Origin of the sequence: Sedimentibacter sp. LTW-03 (assembly GCF_052059825.1) — a bacterium.
Taxonomy (GTDB): Bacteria; Bacillota; Clostridia; order Tissierellales; family Sedimentibacteraceae; genus Sedimentibacter.
This window is the reverse complement of sequence record NZ_CP197180.1, coordinates 3,136,872-3,158,292: the sequence shown is the minus strand read 5'-3', so window position 1 is coordinate 3,158,292 and position 21,421 is coordinate 3,136,872. Positions and strand designations below refer to the sequence as shown.

The 21,421-nt window shown below is 36.4% G+C and carries 16 protein-coding genes; 8 read left to right on the top strand and 8 right to left on the bottom strand.

What is annotated here, in order from left to right:
* The first annotated feature begins 214 nt into the window (after nt 1–214).
* Both ACS3UD_RS15370 and kynU read left to right on the top strand, forming a co-directional pair.
* Nucleotides 215–1,336, top strand: a complete 1,122-nt coding sequence (locus tag ACS3UD_RS15370) for a YkvI family membrane protein (protein ID WP_308138770.1) — start codon at nt 215–217, stop codon at nt 1,334–1,336.
* Between the two features lie 34 nt (nt 1,337–1,370).
* A complete protein-coding gene (gene kynU, locus ACS3UD_RS15365) occupies nt 1,371–2,654 on the top strand; it encodes a kynureninase (protein ID WP_308138771.1) in 1,284 nt (427 codons plus the stop codon).
* Between the two features lie 54 nt (nt 2,655–2,708).
* Here the strand turns inward: kynU and ACS3UD_RS15360 are convergent, their stop codons facing one another.
* On the bottom strand, nt 2,709–4,313 hold the full coding sequence (locus ACS3UD_RS15360; protein WP_308138772.1) for a CTP synthase: 1,605 nt from the start codon (nt 4,311–4,313) through the stop codon (nt 2,709–2,711).
* Between the two features lie 352 nt (nt 4,314–4,665).
* Here ACS3UD_RS15360 and ACS3UD_RS15355 point away from each other — a divergent pair, with 352 nt between their 5' ends.
* The gene (locus ACS3UD_RS15355; protein WP_308138773.1) at nt 4,666–6,213 is read left to right on the top strand and encodes a DUF3794 and LysM peptidoglycan-binding domain-containing protein; all 1,548 of its coding nucleotides are present in this window, start codon (nt 4,666–4,668) and stop codon (nt 6,211–6,213) included.
* Between the two features lie 67 nt (nt 6,214–6,280).
* Here ACS3UD_RS15355 and ACS3UD_RS15350 read toward each other — a convergent pair whose 3' ends face one another.
* From ACS3UD_RS15350 to ACS3UD_RS15325, 6 genes are all read right to left on the bottom strand, one after another.
* Nucleotides 6,281–6,934, bottom strand: coding sequence for a hypothetical protein (locus ACS3UD_RS15350; protein WP_308138774.1), 654 nt, complete (start codon nt 6,932–6,934; stop codon nt 6,281–6,283).
* Nucleotides 6,935–7,024: 90 nt separating this feature from the next.
* The gene (dnaB, locus tag ACS3UD_RS15345) at nt 7,025–8,344 is read right to left on the bottom strand and encodes a replicative DNA helicase (RefSeq protein ID WP_308140082.1); all 1,320 of its coding nucleotides are present in this window, start codon (nt 8,342–8,344) and stop codon (nt 7,025–7,027) included.
* Nucleotides 8,345–8,366: 22 nt separating this feature from the next.
* Nucleotides 8,367–8,813, bottom strand: a complete 447-nt coding sequence (rplI, locus tag ACS3UD_RS15340; RefSeq protein WP_308138775.1) for a 50S ribosomal protein L9 — start codon at nt 8,811–8,813, stop codon at nt 8,367–8,369.
* Nucleotides 8,810–10,822: a DHH family phosphoesterase gene (locus ACS3UD_RS15335; RefSeq protein ID WP_308138776.1), complete on the bottom strand. Its 2,013-nt coding sequence runs from the start codon at nt 10,820–10,822 to the stop codon at nt 8,810–8,812. The genes rplI and ACS3UD_RS15335 overlap by 4 nt, the downstream gene beginning before the upstream one ends.
* Before the next feature lie 22 nt (nt 10,823–10,844).
* Nucleotides 10,845–11,807: a YybS family protein gene (locus ACS3UD_RS15330; RefSeq protein WP_308138777.1), complete on the bottom strand. Its 963-nt coding sequence runs from the start codon at nt 11,805–11,807 to the stop codon at nt 10,845–10,847.
* Nucleotides 11,808–11,876: 69 nt separating this feature from the next.
* Nucleotides 11,877–13,610, bottom strand: a complete 1,734-nt coding sequence (locus ACS3UD_RS15325; protein WP_308138778.1) for a sigma-54 interaction domain-containing protein — start codon at nt 13,608–13,610, stop codon at nt 11,877–11,879.
* Between the two features lie 339 nt (nt 13,611–13,949).
* Here ACS3UD_RS15325 and ACS3UD_RS15320 point away from each other — a divergent pair, with 339 nt between their 5' ends.
* The 5 genes from ACS3UD_RS15320 to ACS3UD_RS15300 all read left to right on the top strand — a co-directional run bounded on the left by ACS3UD_RS15320 (nt 13,950) and on the right by ACS3UD_RS15300 (nt 20,549).
* Nucleotides 13,950–15,233 carry an L-cysteine desulfidase family protein gene (locus ACS3UD_RS15320; RefSeq protein ID WP_308138779.1) on the top strand — a complete coding sequence of 428 codons (1,284 nt, stop codon included), beginning with the start codon at nt 13,950–13,952 and terminating at the stop codon, nt 15,231–15,233.
* A 169-nt stretch (nt 15,234–15,402) separates the two neighbouring features.
* On the top strand, nt 15,403–16,602 hold the full coding sequence (locus ACS3UD_RS15315) for a hypothetical protein (RefSeq protein ID WP_308138780.1): 1,200 nt from the start codon (nt 15,403–15,405) through the stop codon (nt 16,600–16,602).
* A gap of 51 nt (nt 16,603–16,653) precedes the next feature.
* A complete protein-coding gene (locus ACS3UD_RS15310) occupies nt 16,654–17,823 on the top strand; it encodes an amidohydrolase (protein ID WP_308138781.1) in 1,170 nt (389 codons plus the stop codon).
* A 20-nt stretch (nt 17,824–17,843) separates the two neighbouring features.
* Nucleotides 17,844–19,016, top strand: coding sequence for an amidohydrolase (locus ACS3UD_RS15305; RefSeq protein WP_308138782.1), 1,173 nt, complete (start codon nt 17,844–17,846; stop codon nt 19,014–19,016).
* 159 nt (nt 19,017–19,175) lie between these two features.
* Complete coding sequence (locus ACS3UD_RS15300) at nt 19,176–20,549, top strand: S41 family peptidase (RefSeq protein WP_308138783.1); 1,374 nt, start codon at nt 19,176–19,178, stop codon at nt 20,547–20,549.
* 100 nt (nt 20,550–20,649) lie between these two features.
* Here the strand turns inward: ACS3UD_RS15300 and ACS3UD_RS15295 are convergent, their stop codons facing one another.
* Entirely contained in the window at nt 20,650–21,276 is a 627-nt protein-coding gene (locus ACS3UD_RS15295) for a TetR/AcrR family transcriptional regulator (protein ID WP_308138784.1), read from the bottom strand.
* Nucleotides 21,277–21,421: the final 145 nt, after the last annotated feature.

The following is a 21,421-nucleotide window of genomic DNA, read 5'->3' as shown; positions in this document are numbered from 1 at the left end:
TCCATAGAATTCAATTCACTTATATGTTAGCATAAAAACATGAGGAAATCCAGGGTACTTATTTTTTTATATTACAATAAGCTAAATTCATTTAAAAGTGCTGCTCAGACAGGTTATAACCATAAGCACTGATTGTTGTTTTAATGATAACGTATGCAATTTATATTAAATGATAATTTTCCTCAAAAATCTTAAAACTAAAAGGAGGAAGCAGATGAATACCAGTAAAATAAGCATCCCTCAAGTTATAGCAATAGGCGGGGCATTCATGGGGTTTGTAATCGGTTCAAGTTTTGCATCAGGGCAGGAATGCATGCAATATTTTTCAGGACATGGAGTATGGGGAAGTATTGGAGCAGGTATAATAGCAGTTATATTGTACGCATGGTTCTGTGTAGTAATTATTGAGGATGGAAGAAATTTAAAATTAGCTCAAACAAATAAAATGTTTGAATTTTACTTAGGAAAATATTTGGGGAAATTTTGCGAATGGTTTACACCTATTATGTTGTTTCTTGTATATGCACTAATGATTTCGGCAGCAGGTTCAACGTTTGAAGAATACTACGGTTTTAACGGTAATATAGGAAGAATTATAATGATAGCAGCTTCATTGACAACAGTTCTCCTTGGGCTGAAAAATTTAGTTAAAATTGTAGGATATATTTCACCGTTTATTTTGACAGGAACTATAATAATAGGCATTCTTGCCATAGTAAAAAACCCCCAAGGCATCAAAGAAGCTGATCAAGTTCTTAACACAATAGAAGTTCACAGCAATTTCAGCAACTGGATCGTTTCCGGATTATTGTATGCAGCTTACACCGTAACAGGTGTGGTTCCTTATCTTGCAGGTATAGGAGCTACTACGGCAACAAGCAAAAAGAATGCCGTTATCGGCGGTCTTTTCGGAAGCATCGCATTTTTGATAGCTGTTATGATTTTAAATTTTGGACTTCTTGCTAATATTGACAGTGTCTACAACTTGGAGATACCTTCGCTTTACGTAGCCGCTCAAGTCAGCCCTGTATTTGGTAAAATATTTGCTGTTATGCTTATATTGGGAATTTACACCACAGCAGTTCCAATGATGTTTACGGCATGTAACAAGGTATCAGAAAATGAAAAAAGCATTAAATATCGAATTGCTGCAATTGTGACCGCTATAGCGGGTTTCTTCGGCGGTCAGCTGTCATTTTCAACTATGGTTGGAATTATTTATCCTATTTCCGGTTATGTAGGACTTATTATATTTGCCGGAATGGTATATACAAAATATATCAAAAAAAGAAGTTATGAGGAATTTTTAACTACAATAGGTGAAAGAAACATTTAAATATATTATTAATAATAATTAGGAGGAAAAGATAATGTATAATTTTGAACTTACTAGAGAATTTGCAAAGAAAATGGATAAGGAAGATAAACTGTCAAAATACAAAGAGCGCTTCTATATCAATGAAGGTGAAATTTATATGGATGGCAATTCATGCGGATTGTGCAGCAAGGATGCAGAAGAAACCTTATTTCAAGCTTTAAAAGTATGGAAGGAAATGGGGATAGGTGTTTGGACTGAAGGCGGGTATTTTTTATACCAGGATAAACTGGGGGCTATGATGGCTCCACTTATAAATGCAGATCCTGAAGAAGTTACATGCGGAAACAGCACTACGGTTAATATACATCAGTGCATTCACACATTTTACAAACCGACACCTGAGAGAAACAAAATCATCATGGATGATATTAATTTCCCAACGGATAAATATGCCGTAATGAGTGACATCAGAGCTCGCGGATATGATCCGAATGAATGCCTAAAGGTAGTGAAAAGCCGTGACGGAGAATACATCTATGAAGATGATATTATCGACGCTATGACTGATGATGTTTGCATAGTATTGCTTCCTTCAGTGCTTTACAGATCTGCTCAGCTTGTAGACATGGAAAGAATATCAAAAGAAGCCCACAAAAGAGGGATTTATGTAGGATTCGACCTTTGTCACTCAATCGGTGCAGTACCCCATGATTTTAAGAAAATTGACCCCGATTTTGCTATATGGTGCGATTATAAATATTTAAACGGCGGTCCAGGAGCCATAGCGGGATTGTATATAAACAAAAATCATTTCGGCATGAAGCCTGGTCTTGCCGGATGGCAAGGAAACAAAAAGGAAACTCAATTCAACCTGTCTCAGGACTTTGAGCATGCAGAATACGCAGGAGGATGGCAGATTGGCACTCAACCTATTTTATCCATGGCACCTATTGAAGGCTCACTAAAAATAATAAACGAAGCAGGGCCTGAAGCTATCAGAGAAAAATCATTAAAAATTACAGCTTACATGATGTATTTAATTGATGAAAAGCTTGCAAAATATGGTTTTGGAGTAGGCAGCCCAAGAAAAGATGCAGTTAGAGGTGGGCATGTTGCTTTAACGCATGCCGATGCTTTAAGAATTAACGAAGCATTTAAGGCCAACAAAATAATACCTGATTTCAGATATCCAAACGTAATAAGACTGGCACCTGCACCTTTATATGTCTCTTATGAAGATGTTTTCGAAATGACAGAAAGAATCATAAAAATCATGGAAAATAAAGAATATGAAAAATATGAAAGCGAAGAATGTGGAAAAAACTCTGTAAAATAGCTTTCTGTTGCAAATATAAAAAATTCAGGCTGAGCCTGAATTTTTTTGTTTTAACTATTTTTTATTTTCAATTGATGCTTTGATAAGCCCTTTGAACAAAGGATGACTTCTGGTAGGTCTTGATTTAAATTCAGGGTGGAATTGTGCAGCAACAAACCACGGATGATCCTTAAGTTCCACAATTTCAACAAGCTTATTGTCAGGAGATGTTCCTGAAATTATCAGGCCGTTTTCCTCACATACTTTTCTGTATTCATTGTTGAACTCGTACCTGTGTCTATGTCTTTCATTTATCATATCCGCACCGCCGTATGCTTCCTTAGTCTTTGTACCTTCAGTAAGTCTGCACGGATAGCTTCCCAATCTCATGGTTCCGCCTTTGTTTTCAATATCTTTCTGATCATTCATTATATCTATTAATGGATACTTTGTTTCTGCGTTAAATTCTGTACTGTCCGCATCGCTGTAATTTAAAACATCTCTTGCAAATTCAACGACTGCCATCTGCATTCCAAGGCATATACCTAAGAATGGTATTTTGTTTTCACGAGCATATCTTGCAGCAAGTATTTTTCCATCTATTCCTCTGTCTCCAAATCCGCCTGGAACCAATATTCCATCACTGCCTTCAAGCATCTGTTTGTAATTTTCTTCATTCACTTCTTCGGAATGAACCCAGTTAATTTCAACATCTGAAGAGTTGTCTATACCCGCATGTCTCAATGCCTCAGCAACCGAAAGATACGCATCTTTCAGTTCAACATATTTTCCCACCAGCGCAATTTTCACGCTATGCTTAGCATTCTTAGAACAATGAACCATATCGTTCCATTCTGTCAAGTCAGGTTCCTTACAATTCAGTCCGAATTTTTCGCAAACTATTTTTGCAAGACCTTCCTTCTCCAGCAGCAATGGTATATCATACAGTGAATCAGCATCACTGTTTTGTATTACATTTTGCTTTTCGACATTACAGAACAGTGCAATTTTAGCCTTTAGATCCATACTTATTTCTTTTTCTGACCTGCACACCAAAATATCAGGCTGTATTCCTATACTCAGCAGCTCCTTAACACTGTGCTGCGTTGGTTTTGTCTTAAGTTCTCCGGCTTTTGTCAGATAAGGAAGCAGTGTAACATGTATATACATAATATTTTCTCTGCCAACTTCATATCTGATCTGGCGAATAGCTTCCAAAAATGGTTGACTTTCAATATCTCCCACTGTGCCGCCTATTTCTGTTATAACAACATCTACATCATTAACAGCTGCAACTCTTTTAAACATGTGTTTAATTTCGTTTGTAATGTGAGGAATTACCTGTACAGTTCCTCCAAGGTAGTCTCCTCTTCTCTCTTTGTTCAGAACAGACCAGTAAATTTTACCGGATGTTATACTTGAATATTTTGTCAAATCTATATCAACTATTCTTTCGTAGTGCCCCAAGTCCAGATCTGTTTCGGCACCGTCATCAGTAACATACACTTCACCATGCTGGTAAGGACTCATTGTTCCTGGGTCCACGTTGAGATATGGATCAAACTTCTGAAGTGTAACTTTTAACCCTCTTGCTTTCAGCAACCTTCCCAATGATGCTGCTGTAATTCCTTTCCCCAGTGATGATACAACTCCTCCTGTTACAAAAATGTATTTTGGCATTTTTTCCTCCTGTAATATCCTATTATACCGTTATACCGTTCCTTATATTTTTAATTGTACCAATTAAATTTTTATTTATAAGTACTTTCCCCTTAAACATAAAAACAGAGACAAAAAAGGGGTTTTTTTTTTAGTCTCTATTATCTCTAAATATATACAGTTTGTAAAGAAATTAAAATTTAAAAACAACAAATTTAGATAATTAATTTACCTTCCAATTCTATATTAAAAAAAGGAAAAGGTCAATGATTTTTTAAAATTTTTTGTATAGAAGTTGTACTAACGAAACTTATGTCGCATATACATTTATAAAAGAATGGGATTCTATCTGTTTTTAAAGGAGGATTTTAATTTGTTTAAATTAATTGGGGATACTTTTAATATTAATGAGATTATTGATTCAAGTTCTACTGAAGTTTTGTTAGAAAGCGAGTTTGCACTTCCTGATAATTCTCCGGATATAGAAAAAATTATATCAACAGAAGGTAAGGTCAAAATAAACAATTCTGAGGTTAACGACGGTTCTGTTGTTGTGGACGGAACATTAGTCTATAACATTATCTACCGTTCAAATGACGAAGATGTTTCTGTAAGCTCAATGTCGGATAAAATTCATTTTACTGAAGAAATGCCATTTGAAGAAGCAAAATTCGGAATGGAGGCACTGACAAGCGCTTATATTGATTACATAGAAGCAGAACCGCTTGAAGAAAGAAACTTCATTGTGAAAGCTGTTGTATTGCTGGATACTGATGTTATAAACAAACATCCTGTAAATTTTGTTTCAAATCTTGAATCAGACGGAACATTCCAAGCAAAAACAAAAAACATAAAATACACCGATAAAACTGCAGAATTAGCAGAAGAAGTAAACATCAACGATGCCGTTGAGCTGAATAAAAGTTCCGGCGAAATAGCTAAAATCTTAAAGTCGGAATCTGAAATATTTATAACAAATGTTGACGTCCTGGACAATAAAATGCTAGTTGAAGGTAACTGCAAGGTTGGATTCCTTTATACAGAAGACAATAATATTAGCGCTACAGGCCATGTGTCAGAAGAATTCCCGTTCACTCACTATCTTGAAGTCAAAAATTTAAGCGATAACATGATTAAAGAAATCGGTGTTTCTCTTAACGATATGACATATAATATTGCCGAGAACTATGACAATGAGAAAAAACTGATTGAATTCAACCTTCCATTTACAATTAATGCTGTTTTATATGACACAGAAGAAAAAAATATAATAACAGACTGCTATTCCACTAACAGCCTGCTTAGTTTAGAATCTGACACCGTTAATCTCACATCAATAAATGACATTGTAAACAAAACTGTAAAGTATGAAAATAACTTCGATGTTGTTTCTGGCAGTGTTAAGGATATTTATACAGTAGATGTAAGCCCTAAAATTTCCGAAAGAAAAGTTTATGATGACAAATATGTTGTTGACGGTTATCTTGATGTAAATCTGCTCTATTTAAACGGAGACATAAATAAAATTGATAAAGCATATGCTTCTCTTCCTTTTACGGCTGCAGTTGATCTTAAAGAAGATGAACTAAATTCAGATATTTCATCAAATGTAAGCATAACTAAATGCGGAGCTTATAGAAAAGGCAGTAATTCCGTAATTGTTAACTGTGATATAAACGTTGGAATGAAGCTTAAAAACAACGATGAGGTAACAATAATCTCAAACATTACCGAAGAAGGACCTATTGACAGGAGCAAGATGCCCAGCCTGGTTTTCAGAGTTGTTCAACCTGGCGAAACAGTATGGGATATAGCTAAAAATTATAATTTATCAATAAACTATTTAAAAGAACTAAACGATATTCCTCCCGAAAACGCATTAACTCCGGGTTCAAAGCTCATAATTGCCAGAATGGTTTAGATAGTTAATAATTACATAAAAGAGCGGAAAATACTCCGCTCTTTTATTATTATCTTCTTTACAATGCTTAGGCCTTAGTCATCTGTGATTTCTTCGCAAATGCCAAAAGAAGTCCGAGAGCTATAGACAAAAATGCCGAAACAAGCACCCTGTATTCCGATGGCAGCATGAAAACCACTGTATGCGCAGGTATCCAGAAAAACAGACATGTTTTTGCCCAGCTGAATTCCACAAGCGAATGCCAATCTATTTTATCAACAAGGCCGCTCAAAGATACCTTATCTTCTTTTTTATATGACAAATCAATCCATAAGTCCATTATTCTGTGAAAAAACATCATCATTGGGCCAAATGTCAAGTTCATTGCTGCACTTCCAAAGAATGCCTGGGCAATGGTCACTCCTGCGAAAGGAAGTAAGCCCGCGTTTTGTGCAGAAGCTGCTCCTCCCATAAATAACGTAAACATAAGCGTAACCATCATACCAATAATTCCCCATACCACAGCTTTTAAGACGACACCCTCATGTATTAAATAGTCTCCCTTTATTAGCCTGATTCCCAATAAGTCTCCCATGGTTGCCAATATGAAGAATTTGAAAAAGCCTCCTATGTACGGATGCGTACCGGTAGCAGACATGAATGCCTCTCTTGACTGAGGTACAACAAGTACAATAATCCAGGCAATTAAAGCCAGTCCCCAAATTAAATCTCCTTTTTTCATACATACTCCTCTGTTTATTATTAAAAAATAGGGCGCATCTCGTGCGCCCTCAGATTAATTACAAAGACATCAACGTCCTTTAATTTAGTATTATTTCTGAATATTTCCAAATTTTGTGTACTGACTTATCCATGCAAGCTCAACCGTTCCCACAGGTCCGTTTCTCTGCTTGGCAATAATAACATCTGTTATTCCTTTTTTTTCGGATTCTTCCTTGAAGTAGTATTCGTCTCTGTACAGCATTAGTACAATGTCGGCATCCTGCTCTATTGCTCCTGATTCTCTCAAGTCAGACATAATCGGTCTGTGATCCTGTCTGAGCTCCGGCGCACGTGACAGCTGCGACAGCGCTATTACAGGGCAGTCCATTTCTCTTGCCAAAGCCTTCAATCCTCGGGAAATATTAGAAATTTCCTGCTGTCTGTTGGAGGAATTTGTTCCGTCAGACATAAGCTGAAGGTAGTCAATAACTATCAAATCAAGCCCTTTTTCTATTTTTAGTCTTCTGCATTTAGACATCAGCTCAAACACTGAAATTGCAGCCGTATCATCTATAAAAACATCAAAATTGGAAATGGTGCTCATGGTTGAAATAAGCCTTGTCCAATCTTCATCGTCCAGATTGCCTGTCCTGAGCTTAGAGCTGTCCACCATGGATTCCATGCTTATAATTCTTTGAACATACTGTTCCTTGGACATCTCGAGACTGAACAAAGCCACCGATGCGCCGGTCTTAACCGCATTCATAGCTATATTAAGCGCAAGCGCCGTCTTTCCCATGGAAGGCCTAGCAGCCAGAAGTATGAGATCTGATTTCTGAAGTCCGGAAGTCATTCTGTCCAAATCTTCATAACCTGTTGTAAGCCCTGTAATGCTGCCCTTATTCATAGCTCTCTCTTCAAGGGTATTAAATACGGTCATCAAGACATCCTTAATTTCAGTAAAAGAATTTATGCTTCGATTTTGTGAAATTGAAAAGATTCTAGATTCCGCAAGCTCTATAATCTTCTGGACATCATCACTTTCCTTGTATCCTTTTTCAATTATCTCGCTTGATGCACTTATGAGCCTTCTCAGAGTTGATTTTTCTCTTATGATATTGCAGTATGCCTCAACATTCTTAGAGGTTATTATATTTTCAGTTAATTGGGCCAAATATTCATATCCGCCTATATAATCTATTCTGCCTCTTTTTTTAAGCTCCTCTGTAAGTGTAAGTACATCCACGGGAATATTTTGGATGTGAATCTGTTTTATTGAATCAAATATTTCCCTGTTTGCCTCAAAGTAAAAATCTTCTGAAGTCAAAAGATTCATAAGCTTTTCAACAGCAATATGGTCAATCAAAGCAGATGCAAGGACAGTCTGTTCTGCTTCGGCACTATGAGGCGGCACTTTTCCCAAATTCATCAAATCAGACATGTTACCCCTCTTATTTTTCCGTTACAATAACTTTTACTTTAGCGTTCACCTGAGGATGGAGCTTAATTTTTACAAAGTACTCCCCTACAGATTTTATAGGTTCATCTAAATCATATTTTTTCTTGTCAATGGCAAATCCATGCTCTTTTTCAATAATTTCAGAAATCTCTTTTGTTGTTACAGCACCAAAGAGCTTTCCGCTCTCACCCGCTTTTGTCTTAATTACTATAGTTAATTTAGTAAGCTCTTCTTCTAACTTCTTCGCTTCTTCAAATATTTCATTTTCTTTAGCTTCCTGTTTTTTTCTGGCATTTTCTAAATTTTTTAGATTTGATGGTGTAGCTTCTATAGCCAAATTTTTTGGAAAAAGAAAGTTTCTTGCATATCCGTCTTTCGCATTGATAATGTTTCCTTTTTTTCCAACATTTTTAACATCTTCCAATAATATTACTTTCATTCTTTCTCGCTCTCCTTTTTATAATGAGATATCGCTTCTATCAGCATTTCTTTCGCCTCGTTCATATCTTGTGTCTGTACCTGGGCTCCGGCCATGTTTAAGTGGCCGCCTCCGCCTAAATACTCCATAATTACCTGAACATTAATAGGTCCTGTGGAACGGGCGCTTATATTTATATAATCTTTGTTCCTTACAAGAACAAAGCTCATTTTAATATTTTTAATGGTAAGCAGCTCATCAGCGCTCTGTGCAGCTATAACATTGCTGTTTTCTGAAATTTCATCTATATATGAAATCGCTGCATCTCCTAGTATTATCTCAGATTTTTCAATTATCTCCGTTTTCTTTTTCATGGAGCTCAGACTTTCGCAGAAAAGTTCCTTTACATCTGATGTGTCAGCACCGTTTCTTCTCAAGAACGACGCAGCTTCAAAAGTTCTTACTCCCGTTTTAAACGTAAAAGAATTTGTATCCAGTACAATTCCCGCCAAAAGTGCATCTGCCTCAAATTTAGTGAGTTTAATGTGGTCTTCCATATATTGCACAAGTTCTGATATAAGCTCGCAGGTTGAGGACGCATATGGCTCTATATAGTCAAGAAGCGGATTTTCAATATATTCTTCACTTCTTCTGTGATGATCAATCAGCACAATTTTATCCACCTTGCTTAAAAGCTCAGGTGCTTCTGTATAACTTGGTCTGTGTGTATCAACAACAACAACAAGCGTATTCTGATCTGCTATGTTTAATGCAGCTTCTGTACTTATCAAGGATTCAATATAATGGCTTTCTTCATTATTTTTCATTCTTTCGTGCATATTTTTCAATGCATAATTTACATTATTTAAAACTATATATGCTTTTTTACCCCTGCTTCTCGCAACTGCATATACTCCTATGGAACCGCCCAGACTGTCCATATCACCAACCCTGTGTCCCATAATAATAACATTTGAACTTTGGTCAATTATCTGCCTCAAGGCATAGGAAATAATTCTTGCCTTTACCTTTGTTCTTTTTTCAACAGCTTTACTTTTACCCCCGTAAAATTTAACAGAATTTATTCTTTTAACAACGGCCTGGTCGCCGCCTCTGCCCAATGCAACATCCAAAGCGCCCTTTGCGTATTCAATAAGCTGTGTAAGATTTTTTGCCAATACGCCCGTACCTATACTAAGGGTAAAATTAAAGTCTCCTCCGCCTTTAAGCGACTTAACATCCTCCAGCATCGAAAATTTCTTTGCTTCCAAATTTTCTAGGAAGCTGTGCTCTATCATCATCAGGAATTTTGCCGTATCATATCGCAAAACAAATCCATTCATCTCAGAAGCATATCTGTTAAGTATTTTCTCAACCTCCGCAGTCATGGCGGACTTTTCACCCTTGTCAAGTTTTTCTGATATTTCATCGTAATTATCTATCTGTACAAGCATTACCACAGGACGTTCATCATTATACTTTGTCTTCAGGTTTGCAAACGCCGTGTTTTCATTCCAATAACACACATATGATAGACTTTCTCCAAATCTTCCCTCTTCAAGCCCATAGTACATTATAGTAAAAGTTTTCCCGGAATCGGTTAATTCTATGTTATTTATGACTCCTTCCGTATTGCCTTCAAATGTTTTTGTAGGAAAATCTGCAATAAACTCATCAATGTTTTCAATATTCTCCAGCTCATCTCCCACAAGCTCCTTGAACTTATTGTTGAACCAGAAAATTTTACCGTATGGTCCTATTATGCTTACAGGCATTGGAGAATAATAAAATGAATTTACGGATAGATTTTCAATATTTTTTGTATAGTCTATTATGTAATTTTTCAGATCTTTTTCTCTTTGCACTTGTCTTCTGAGAGCAAAAGCAGACACTCCCATCAAAATAAGTCCTGCAATCCCTGCATATATAAACATGCGCTCAATGAAGAAAACAACTATTAAAAGAATAATAACCGAAAAATAAATTAAACTGTCATCTTTCAAAAATTTAGGAGTTGTCTTATTATCCAAATTTATTACCTCCACATACGATTTATACTGTCTTATTTATTTTTCTCAAATTTATTGTTAAATCCAAAAGTCCCACAAGCACAACCATTAACATAAAACCTGAAAATACAAATGTCATATATATAACCACAACTATAAGAAAATTTTTCAAGGCCCTGGATCTCTGATATTTATCCAGAAAAAATTTAATGACCGAAAATCCTTGCACTGTCATTGATATAAAAACCAGGGCAAACAAATTAAGCTGTATTACCCCGACATTGAAATTCAAAACAGTGAGAAGATATGAGCACAAAAGCAGTGCTGCCATTGCCATCATAAACGATCTCGGAAATGAAAAATAGCTGAATTTTACAAGCTTGTTAATTCCTATTGAAAATCTTTTCGAAAACTTTTCAGCAATCAAGTAATTAAAATACGATCCTGCAACAGATGCCGTTACAACCATAACAGGAAATAAATTTGAAAGCATAAATTCCGTAGTTTCCTTCATTGCCGCCAATTTATCCAAGTTCTCATCAACACTCAATCCGCTGGGCATGGAGGAAAATACTTCTTCAACCTTTGAATAGCCTTCTACATAAATCAATTTAAGCTGTTCAACAAGATTAATCCCCATTATCGAATCCATCATCAATACCAGCAAAACAAACGAGGACATGTATGCAGCAGCACCGTACATCAAAGTCTTTTCGGCCTTTTTATCACGATACACACCATAAGTCAGAGCTATGGAAAACGGAGTGTATAAAACCAAGTACATGAATCCTGTGGCTGCCCCTAAAAATAATGCAATTATAATATCTGCTGCCAGCAGCGCAAGTGCTGAATATTTAATGCCCCTTCTTTTTGCAAGTATTATTGCTGGGGTTGGATAAAAAATCATGCTTATTGGAACAAATGACGAAATAAGTGATATAATAACAAGAATTCCAATTATCATCGCTGTTTCTGTTATACTTGATGTTTTTTTATTTCTATTCATTATTACCTCAATATAATATCTAATTACATAATTTTAACCTAAAAGCAGCATAAAGTCAAAAAATATATTTTAGCCTTCAAGTTTTCTATACAATGTAGCAATACTTATACCAAGCTGTTTAGCTGCTTCTTTTTTTGCATCAAGATCATCTCCCAGCTTTTTAATTTTATTTTCAATAACAGACTTTTCAAAAGCTCTGGTTAAATCAGAAAGCTTGGCAGTATCAGCATCAGAAGAAGCTCCTATTTTCTTTTTAATATTTTCCGCACCTATTTTGCTTCCATGTTCAAATATTACGGCATACTCTACAAGATTTCTGAGTTCTCTTATATTCCCCGGAAATTTATACTTCAAAAGAAGCGCCTCTGCTTCCGTAGAAAAACCTGTTATATCCTTGCAGTACGATTTCGAAAAATGATTCAAAAAATATCTGGACAATATTATTACGTCATATCCTCTTTCTCTCAGCGGAGGAAGATATATAGGCACCACATTCAGTCTGTAAAACAGATCATCTCTGAAAAGTTTTTTTTCAACCATGGAATTCAAATTTTTATGCGTTGCGGATATTATTCTGGGATTCACCTTAATAGGCATACTGCCGCCGACTCTCAGGATTTCTTTTTCCTCAAGAGCTCTGTTAAGTTTTACCTGCATCAAAAATGGCAAGTCTCCTATTTCATCCAAAAATAATGTTCCGTCCTTACACAATTCAAATTTTCCCATCTTTCCTGTTGAACTCGCCCCTGTAAAAGATCCTTTTTCGTAGCCGAAAAGTTCACTTTCTATTAAATTTTCCGGAATTGCACCGCAGTTAAGTGCAATAAAAGCATTGTTTTTTCTTTTGCTAAGATTATGTATAGCTCTTGAAAACACCTCTTTACCGGTGCCTGTCTCTCCATAAATTAAAACAGATGCATCGTTATCTGCAACCTGAACCGCTTCTCTTCTTGCCTGAAGGAGCACCTCGCTCTCGCCAACTATGTCATCGAATGTTATCAAGTCCATTTTTCTGTTGGACTCAAGCACGGATTCCTTCATTTTTTCAAAATCAGACAACACAAGAATTGTACCTTCTTTTTTTTCATTTACTATAATAGGATTTGCACTTATTATAAATTGCATGTCTCCCATTTTGAAAGGTCCTTCAACCGAATTAAAATTTTTTGAAGAAAGCAAACTGTATGCCCTTTCTGTAATAAGCTCTTTCAATGAAGGAAGGTTCTTTATATCTACATCCATTTTTTCATTAATATATTTATTTGTTGTTACAATATGCTTATTATTATTTATTACAATTATACCATTGCTAAGAGAATTAATTAATGTTCCCATTTCAGACGATCGATATTCCAACATCCTCATAACACTTTTTTCGTTCAGCATAGTGGAAATCAATTCACTGAGCCTGCTTTCAAAATTCACATAGCTTCCCCTGTTAAGCATAAGGCTTCTCTTAGCCGTTTCATCGCAGGTGCACATTCCCAACACCCCTATAATATTGCCATCATATTTAATAGGAAGGCAAAATTCAATGAGTTCCTTACAATTAATCATATTTGTGCACTCCATGCAAACACGATCATTTCTGGGATCTTCAATAAAATAATGCTCTCCTGTTATTAAGCATTTGTGAAATGCGGAATTTTCCGGAGCACTGGTTACAAACCTATCACTGTGTTTAACAGTGGATACTACTCTCTCAAGATTATTATCAACCACTATTATATCAATATTTGTCACCGCGTGAAGCGCTTCAACAACATGCATCAGCTCTGTCCTTATGTCCATAAGCAAACTCATATAATATCACTTCCTTTTTACCTGTTTTTGGAATGATGGCATTTGATACCTTATTATTCATAATTCTATAGTATAACAACGTAAAAGTACATAGAATTTTTATCTTTTATATTTTATTTATCAAAAATGATAAATGAACTTCATAGTTGATAAATTGCTCTAAGCTTAGTTTTTACACTGTATACCGCTTAATATATTTTACATTTATTATATATGATAAATTAATTATAAGGTTAATTCTTTAAAAATAAGTTTTTCAACCTATGTGCGGTTTTTTAACTTGGCATAAAATTTGCAATAACAGTTAATAAAAGAATTTTATGAGAGGAAGTATTAAATATGAATGATGGAATTCTTATTGACATACTAAAGAATCAAGTTGCTCCTGCTCTTGGTTGCACTGAACCAGGTGCAGTAGCGTATGCCGTAGCAAAAGCTAAGGAGGTATTACCTGACAAAGTTAATGAGCTCAGCATTGAAGTTGATAAAAATATTTTAAAAAATGGAATGAGTGTAGGTATTCCGGGAACCAAGGAACACGGCATAATCTTTGCCGCTGCGCTATCCCTTGTCACAGGCAAATCCGAGTACGGACTTGAGGTGCTCAAAGATGTGGATAACAAAAGTATAGAAAAATCTATTGAAATTGTTAATTCAGGCATAATCAAACTAACACTTAACGAAAAAGTTGACGGATTGTTTATTAAGGTTACTGCAAAATCAAAAAATGATCATTCTTGTGTTATTATAAAAAACTCACACACAAATATTGTTTATATAAGCAAAAATAATAATATAATGTTTGACTCAGACTCCGGAAAGGAGTATTCTGAAAAGGATAATATTTCTGCGAATGAAATTAAATACAAGATCAAGGATTATTATGTAAAAGATTTAGTGAACTTTGCAGATCATGTTCCGATAGATAAAATTGGCTTTATTAAAAACGGAATTGAAATGAATTTAAGAATAGCTAACGAAGGTCTTAAATCTAATGAAGGAATAGGCATGGCAAATTATTTTTTCAACAGTGCAGATGACGTATTTTCAAAGGCAAAGGCTTATACTGCTGCCGCTTCAGAAGCGCGTATGTCAGGATATCCTCTCCCGGTAATGAGCAGCGCCGGCTCTGGAAATCACGGTTTGGTAGCCATAATACCTATATCTTTTATTGGTAATAATAAAAATATACCCGAAGAAAAAATAATACGCAGTGTTGCATTAAGCCACCTTGTAACCATTCTTGTAAAAATTCATATCGGCGCCTTATCGCCAGTATGTGGATGCGGTGTGGCTGCAGGTGTTGGGTGTGCTGCAGGACTGACTTATCTCTTGGGAGGCTCTTTATCCCAAATAGAAGCATCCATTAATAATATGGTTGCAGGAGTTTCGGGTATGCTGTGCGACGGAGCTAAAATAGGATGCTCCTACAAGCTTTCAATATCCGTCGATGCAGCTGTAGATGCTTCGCAGATGGCTTTACAAAATATATTTGTACCAAATAATAACGGCATTCTGGGAAAAACCCCTGAACAGACAATAGAGAATCTTTCTCTCGTTTCAAATGTGGGTATGAAAGATACAGATGCTACAATTCTTTCGGTTATGCTTAACAAATGTTAACATAAATCAACAGGTAATTGCATAAATAAAAAATCACATGATTAAGCTGTAGCAAAGAGTAGCACTCAAATAGTCCAAAGGTGGTGGCTTATAAAATCAATCGCGCTTAAACAGTATTATTTTTAATTTAGCAAATGCCTTAATAATTTAAAACATCAGGAGGAAACAGATGAGCAACATTTTGGCACTTTTAATTATTTCGGCTGTCTATTACATAGGCGAATTTGTGGGAACAAAAACTAAAGCATGGATCCCTTCCGTATTCGTAACAGCTATTTTGTTCCTTATAGGATATTGGACATTCTTCCCAAAAGACATTGTAACTCTTGCAGGACTCGGAGCTCCGCTGGGAGGTCTTTTGGTAATTATGCTCTGCATTACCCACATGGGTACAATTATAAGCATTAAGCAGCTGCTTGAGCAATGGAAAGTTATAGTTATAACCCTTGCCGGTCTGGTAGGTATGGTAGCTGCCTGCTGGCTGATATGTGTTCCAACGGTAGGAAAGGAATATGTGGTTTCAGGTCTTCCACCGTTGACAGGAGGTATAGTTGCAGCAACAATGATGAACCAGGCAGCATTGGAAAAAGGACTTACTTCTGCAGCTGTTTTAGCAATTGCAATGTATGTATGCCAGGGTTTTGCAGGTTATCCTTTAACAGCGATACTGCTTAAGAAAGAAGGAAAAAAACTCCTTAAAGGATTTAGATCAGGTGCTATTAAAGCAGAAGAATCTGTAACAGACATTGATGCATCTGCAGGAAATTTGGAAACTAAAGAAAGCGAAAAAAAGAGACTTATCCCACCTATGCCTCAGAAATACATGACAACAGCATTTGTACTTCTGAAGCTAATGATTGCTGTATTTATTGCTAACAAGTTGGGTACAATTACAGGTTTGAATCAAGCTGTGTGGGCATTGATACTTGGTATAGTATTAACTGAGATAGGTTTCCTTGATAAAGATTCATTAAACAAAGCAAATTCGTACGGATTTTTAATGTTCGTACTTATGGTTTATGTATTTTCCGGACTTAAGGACGCAACTCCTGCAATATTGCTTGAAGCAGCCGGCCCAATGGCAGTAATAATAATAGTCGGTGTTGCTGGAATGGGTATAGCATCCATGATAGCCGGAAAAATTCTCGGTATAAGCTGGAATATGGCATACGCAGTTTCACTTACAGCACTTTACGGCTTCCCGCCGAACTATATATTGACAGAAGAATGTGTTAAAGCACTTACAAACACAGAAGAAGAACATAAATTCCTCATGGACAGACTTCTACCGATGATGATAGTCGGCGGCTTTATAACCGTAACAATTACATCGGTAATAGTAGCTGGTATATTTATTAATATGCTGTAGAAGGCATAGATAAATTTATAATTATTTACAAAAAATATAATGAGGTGTTTTATGGACATAAAAAATTTAGCAGAAAAATATAATGATTACATTGTTGAAAGAAGAAGATACTACCACTCCGTTCCAGAGCTCAGCTTTGAGGAGGTTAACACCACTAAGCAGCTGGCACAGGATTTGAAGGAAATGGGAATTGAAGTTAAAACTTTTGATGATTACAACGGACTTATAGGTACAATTCAAGGAGCAAAACCAGGAAAAACAGTTATGCTTCGCGCAGATATAGATGCTCTTCCTGTTGAGGAGCACACTGATTTGCCTTATGCATCCAGCAATGGAAATATGCATGCATGCGGTCACGATGCTCATATATCTATGCTTCTGGGAGCAGCAAAAATTCTTGTAGACATGAAGGACCAATTAAACGGAACTGTTAAGCTGCTTTTCCAGGCAGCAGAAGAATCATGCCACGGAGCAAAATATTATGTTGATAACGGCGTATTAGACGGCATCGATGCTCTATTCGGAATGCACATTTGGGGATCTCTTGACGCTCCTTATTTCAATCTTGAATCCGGCGTTAGAATGGCATCTGTAGACAATTTCAAAATTACAGTAAAAGGTGTTTCATCACATGGATCCGCCCCTCACTTGGGAAAAGACGCAATAATTGCGGCATCTTCGATAATTATGAATCTGCAGACTCTTGTAAGCAGAGTGAATGATCCTCTTAATCCTCTGGTTATTTCAATCGGTACAGTAAAGGGAGGACAAAGATTCAACATAATTGCTAATAATGTTGAAATGGAAGGAACTGTAAGGACACATTCCAGAGAAATAAGGTCTTCTGTTGAAGCAAACCTGCGCTCTGTAGTTGAAAATACTGCAAAGCTACTTGGATGTGAAGCAAAATTGGAATACTCATACTATGCCGCTCCTATAATAAATGAACACGAAAAAATTAATAACATTGTACGTAATGCAGCAATTAAATTATATGGAAACGAAAGCCTGATTCACATGCCTACACTTATGGGTTCAGAAGATTTCGCATATCTCATGGAGAAAGCACCCGGATTTTATGGGTTTATAGGAACAAGGAACGAAGAAAAGGGACTGATTTATTCCAATCACAACGATAAGTTTACGATAGACGAAGATGTGCTTCACAGAGGCTCTGCCCTTTACGCGCAATTTGCCTGTGACTTTCTTGATGAAAACTAAAATGATGATTGGAGATAAAAATGAACATAAAAAACTTAGCAGAAAAATATAACGACTATATTATTGAACAGAGAAGATTATTGCATTCAATGCCTGAATTGAGCTTGAACGAAATAAAAACCACAAAAAAACTGATCAAAGAACTAACGTCAATGGGAATAGAAGTAATTTCATTCCCAGACTACAACGGATGCATCGGAATTATCAAAGGCGGCAAACCCGGGAAAACAGTAATGCTCAGAGCAGATATAGATGGGCTGCCTGTTAAAGAAAAAACCGGCCTGCCCTATGCAGCGACAAACGGCAATATGCACGCATGCGGGCATGATACTCACATGTCTGTACAGTTGGGAGCCGCAAGAATCCTGGAAGATCTAAAAGATGAACTTCACGGAACTGTAAAACTCTTATTTCAATCAGGAGAAGAAGTAGGTATAGGCGCTAAATATTACGTTGATAATGGTTATCTTGACGATGTTGATGCAGTTTATGGAACTCATATATGGTCCCAAGTTGAGGCCGGCAAGTTTAATCTAGAACCTGGTGAAAGAATGGCATCTTGTGATACATTTAAAATTACAGTTAAAGGTTCTTCTTCTCACGGATCGGCTCCAAACTTAGGTAATGATGCACTTTATGCAGCAGCTTCAATAGTAATGAACATTCAGTCCTTTGTAAGCAGGCGAAAAAATCCTCTGGATGCTGCGGTTGTAACCGTAGGAACCATGAACGGAGGACAGAGATTTAACATTATTGCAAACAATATTGAAATGGAAGGTACTACAAGAGCATTCAATAAGGATACAAGGGATGCAATTGAAGGCGAGCTGCGAAAAATAGCAGAAAACACAGCTAAAGCATTAGGTGTTACAGCAGAACTTGAATACAACTATTTAACAGACCCAATCATAAATGAAAATGAGCATCTAAATAAAATTGCTAAAGATGCTGCAATCAAACTGTACGGTGAAGAATCCCTAGCTTCTATTCCAAAAGTTATGGGAGCGGAAGATTTTTCGCATCTTGAGGAAAATGTTCCGGGCTTCTTCGGCTTCATCGGATGCTATAATGAAAAAATAGGTGCAGTATACAATAATCACAGCGAGTTTTTCAAAATTGATGAGAGCACTCTTCACATGGCCTCCGCATTAGCTGCACAATTCGCTTATGATTTTTTAAATTCAGATAACTAATGCTACAATTTGCGGGCAATGAAATCAGAATTATTTCCGATTTCATCGTCCGTTTTATTTTGTATTTTATTTCCTGAATATGTATTCTTAATATAGTCCTTTACACAGGAATCTATATGAAATATACTTATATTAAGAACTAAGACAAAGAGGTGGACTATGAAAAGAAAAATATGTTTAATATTGACAATGTTAATGATTTTATCTTCATTTGCTTCAACGGCCTTTGCCGCTGACATAAATAAGGATAAATTCGAATCAGATCTTGAATTTATGAGAAATGTAATATATTTTGTAACTGATTATTATCAGTACGAGGTAGACCAAGAAGATATACTGGATGGACTTTATGACGGGTTTTTCAGTGTTTTAGATGATTACAGCGTATATTACACTCCTAATGAATACCAAGCCATGCTTGATACAACAGCCGGAGAATATACTGGAATAGGTGTTCAGATAATAGATCACAACAGCCAGATATTGGTTATTACTCCTTTGACCGGCTCTCCAGCACTGGAGGCCGGTATAAAATCAGGTGATATTATAAAGTACGTAGATGATGCAGATATTACCGGTCTTACAATATCTCAGGCGGCATCGCTTATACAGGGTAAGGAAGGGACTCATGTTAAACTGGGAATCATAAGAGGAACAGAAAAAATAAACTTTGACATTATAAGAAAGACAATTCTAACAAGCACTGTAGAAGGAAAAATTTTGGATGAAAATACAGGCTATTTAAAAGTAACGGATTTCTCCGACAATACTGTGGAGCTTGTAAAAAAGGAACTTAATAAATTTGATGAAAGCGACATTAAGAAGCTAGTTATAGATATGAGGAACAACGGAGGCGGCACTTTAAATTCTGCAGTTGATATGCTTAATCTTTTTGTAACCGAAGGGCCGGTAGTATACGTGGATTACGCCACAGGTAAGGAAGACATCTATGAAAGCGAACTGAAAGAGCAGAAATATGAAATTGCTGTATTAATTAACGGAGGCAGTGCAAGCGCAACAGAAGTCTTTGCGGGAGCTGTAAAGTACAAGAATGAAGGTATAATAGTCGGAACCCAATCTTTCGGAAAAGGGATAGTTCAAACATTGTATCCGTTAAAAAACGGCAGCGGAGTAAAATTCACCACTGCGGAATATTTTTCTGTAGACAGAACACCGGTACATAAAGTAGGAGTCGCCCCCGACATAGAAGTAGAAAACAAAAAAACAGATCTTTCTATTTATCCTCAATTCAGTAAGACAAAGAAGTCTGTTTTAGGCAGCGTAAGCCTGGATGTACTGGCAGCTGAAATGATTCTGGATACATTGGGATATGACGTTGATGAACCGGACGGAGTATATGACAGCAAGTCATACGAACAAATAGTAAAGTTTCAGCAAGACAACTATCTCTATGCATATGGAAGTATTGACATTACAACTCAAAATACTCTGTACAGCGCATTGGTTAACTATACTCATGAAAACACAGATGACCTTCAGCTAAAGGCCGCCATAGAAGCATTGAACAAATAAAAAAATTAACTGCTCCCAATAATAAACAGGAGCAGTTTTTATTAAAATAATAATGCCTAACCCCCTCATCAAGCATTACCACTTTCCCCACGTTTTGTCTCTATTTTTGCAACATAATCCCTTCTATCAACAGACGACACTGCCCCACAACCTGGTCTTTCAAATCAAAGTCCGGATAACGGACACACCACTCATAGCTGGCTCCTCGAATTGCCATGACAAAATGCCTGGACAGGATATCCAAAGACATATCAGACTTGAATTCTCCTCTCTGTACTCCTCTGCTCAATACGCTGTGAATCAGCGCATAAAGCTCCCTGTCGTATCCCTTTACCGCTTCGGTATCCACGGTTTTTGCCAGAAGCATCTGGTAAATTTTTTTCATATTTTCATAGCTGATGATACTTATAAGCACATCGGCTATTTTTTCGACTAATGCAAGCATCACCTCAGAAGCAGGCATGTCCGTCGGTAACTTTTCCAAAAATTCTTTGTACTCCGTATCGACGCGGGCAACATGATCCGCAATAAGTTGAGCAATCAGTGCATCCTTAGACTCAAAGTGCACATAGAAAGCACCCTTCGTAATGCCTGCCTCGTCGGTAATGTCCCCCACGCTGACAGCTTCAAAATCATGTTCCGCAAACAATTTTTCAGCAATTTCGTATAGTTTCTTTTTAGTCGCAGCTCCCTGAATCTTTCTTTTATCGGGTTTTTTTTCTCTCATATTCCATCTCCTCTATTGAATCTTTTCGTAAAGCATAGTATAATTACCCAAGTTACTAAACGCGTTTACTAAATAGAGTTTCTATAATTTAGTATAGCATTCACTAGTCTTAAATTCAAGTATTCAGTATAAAATATCCAAATTT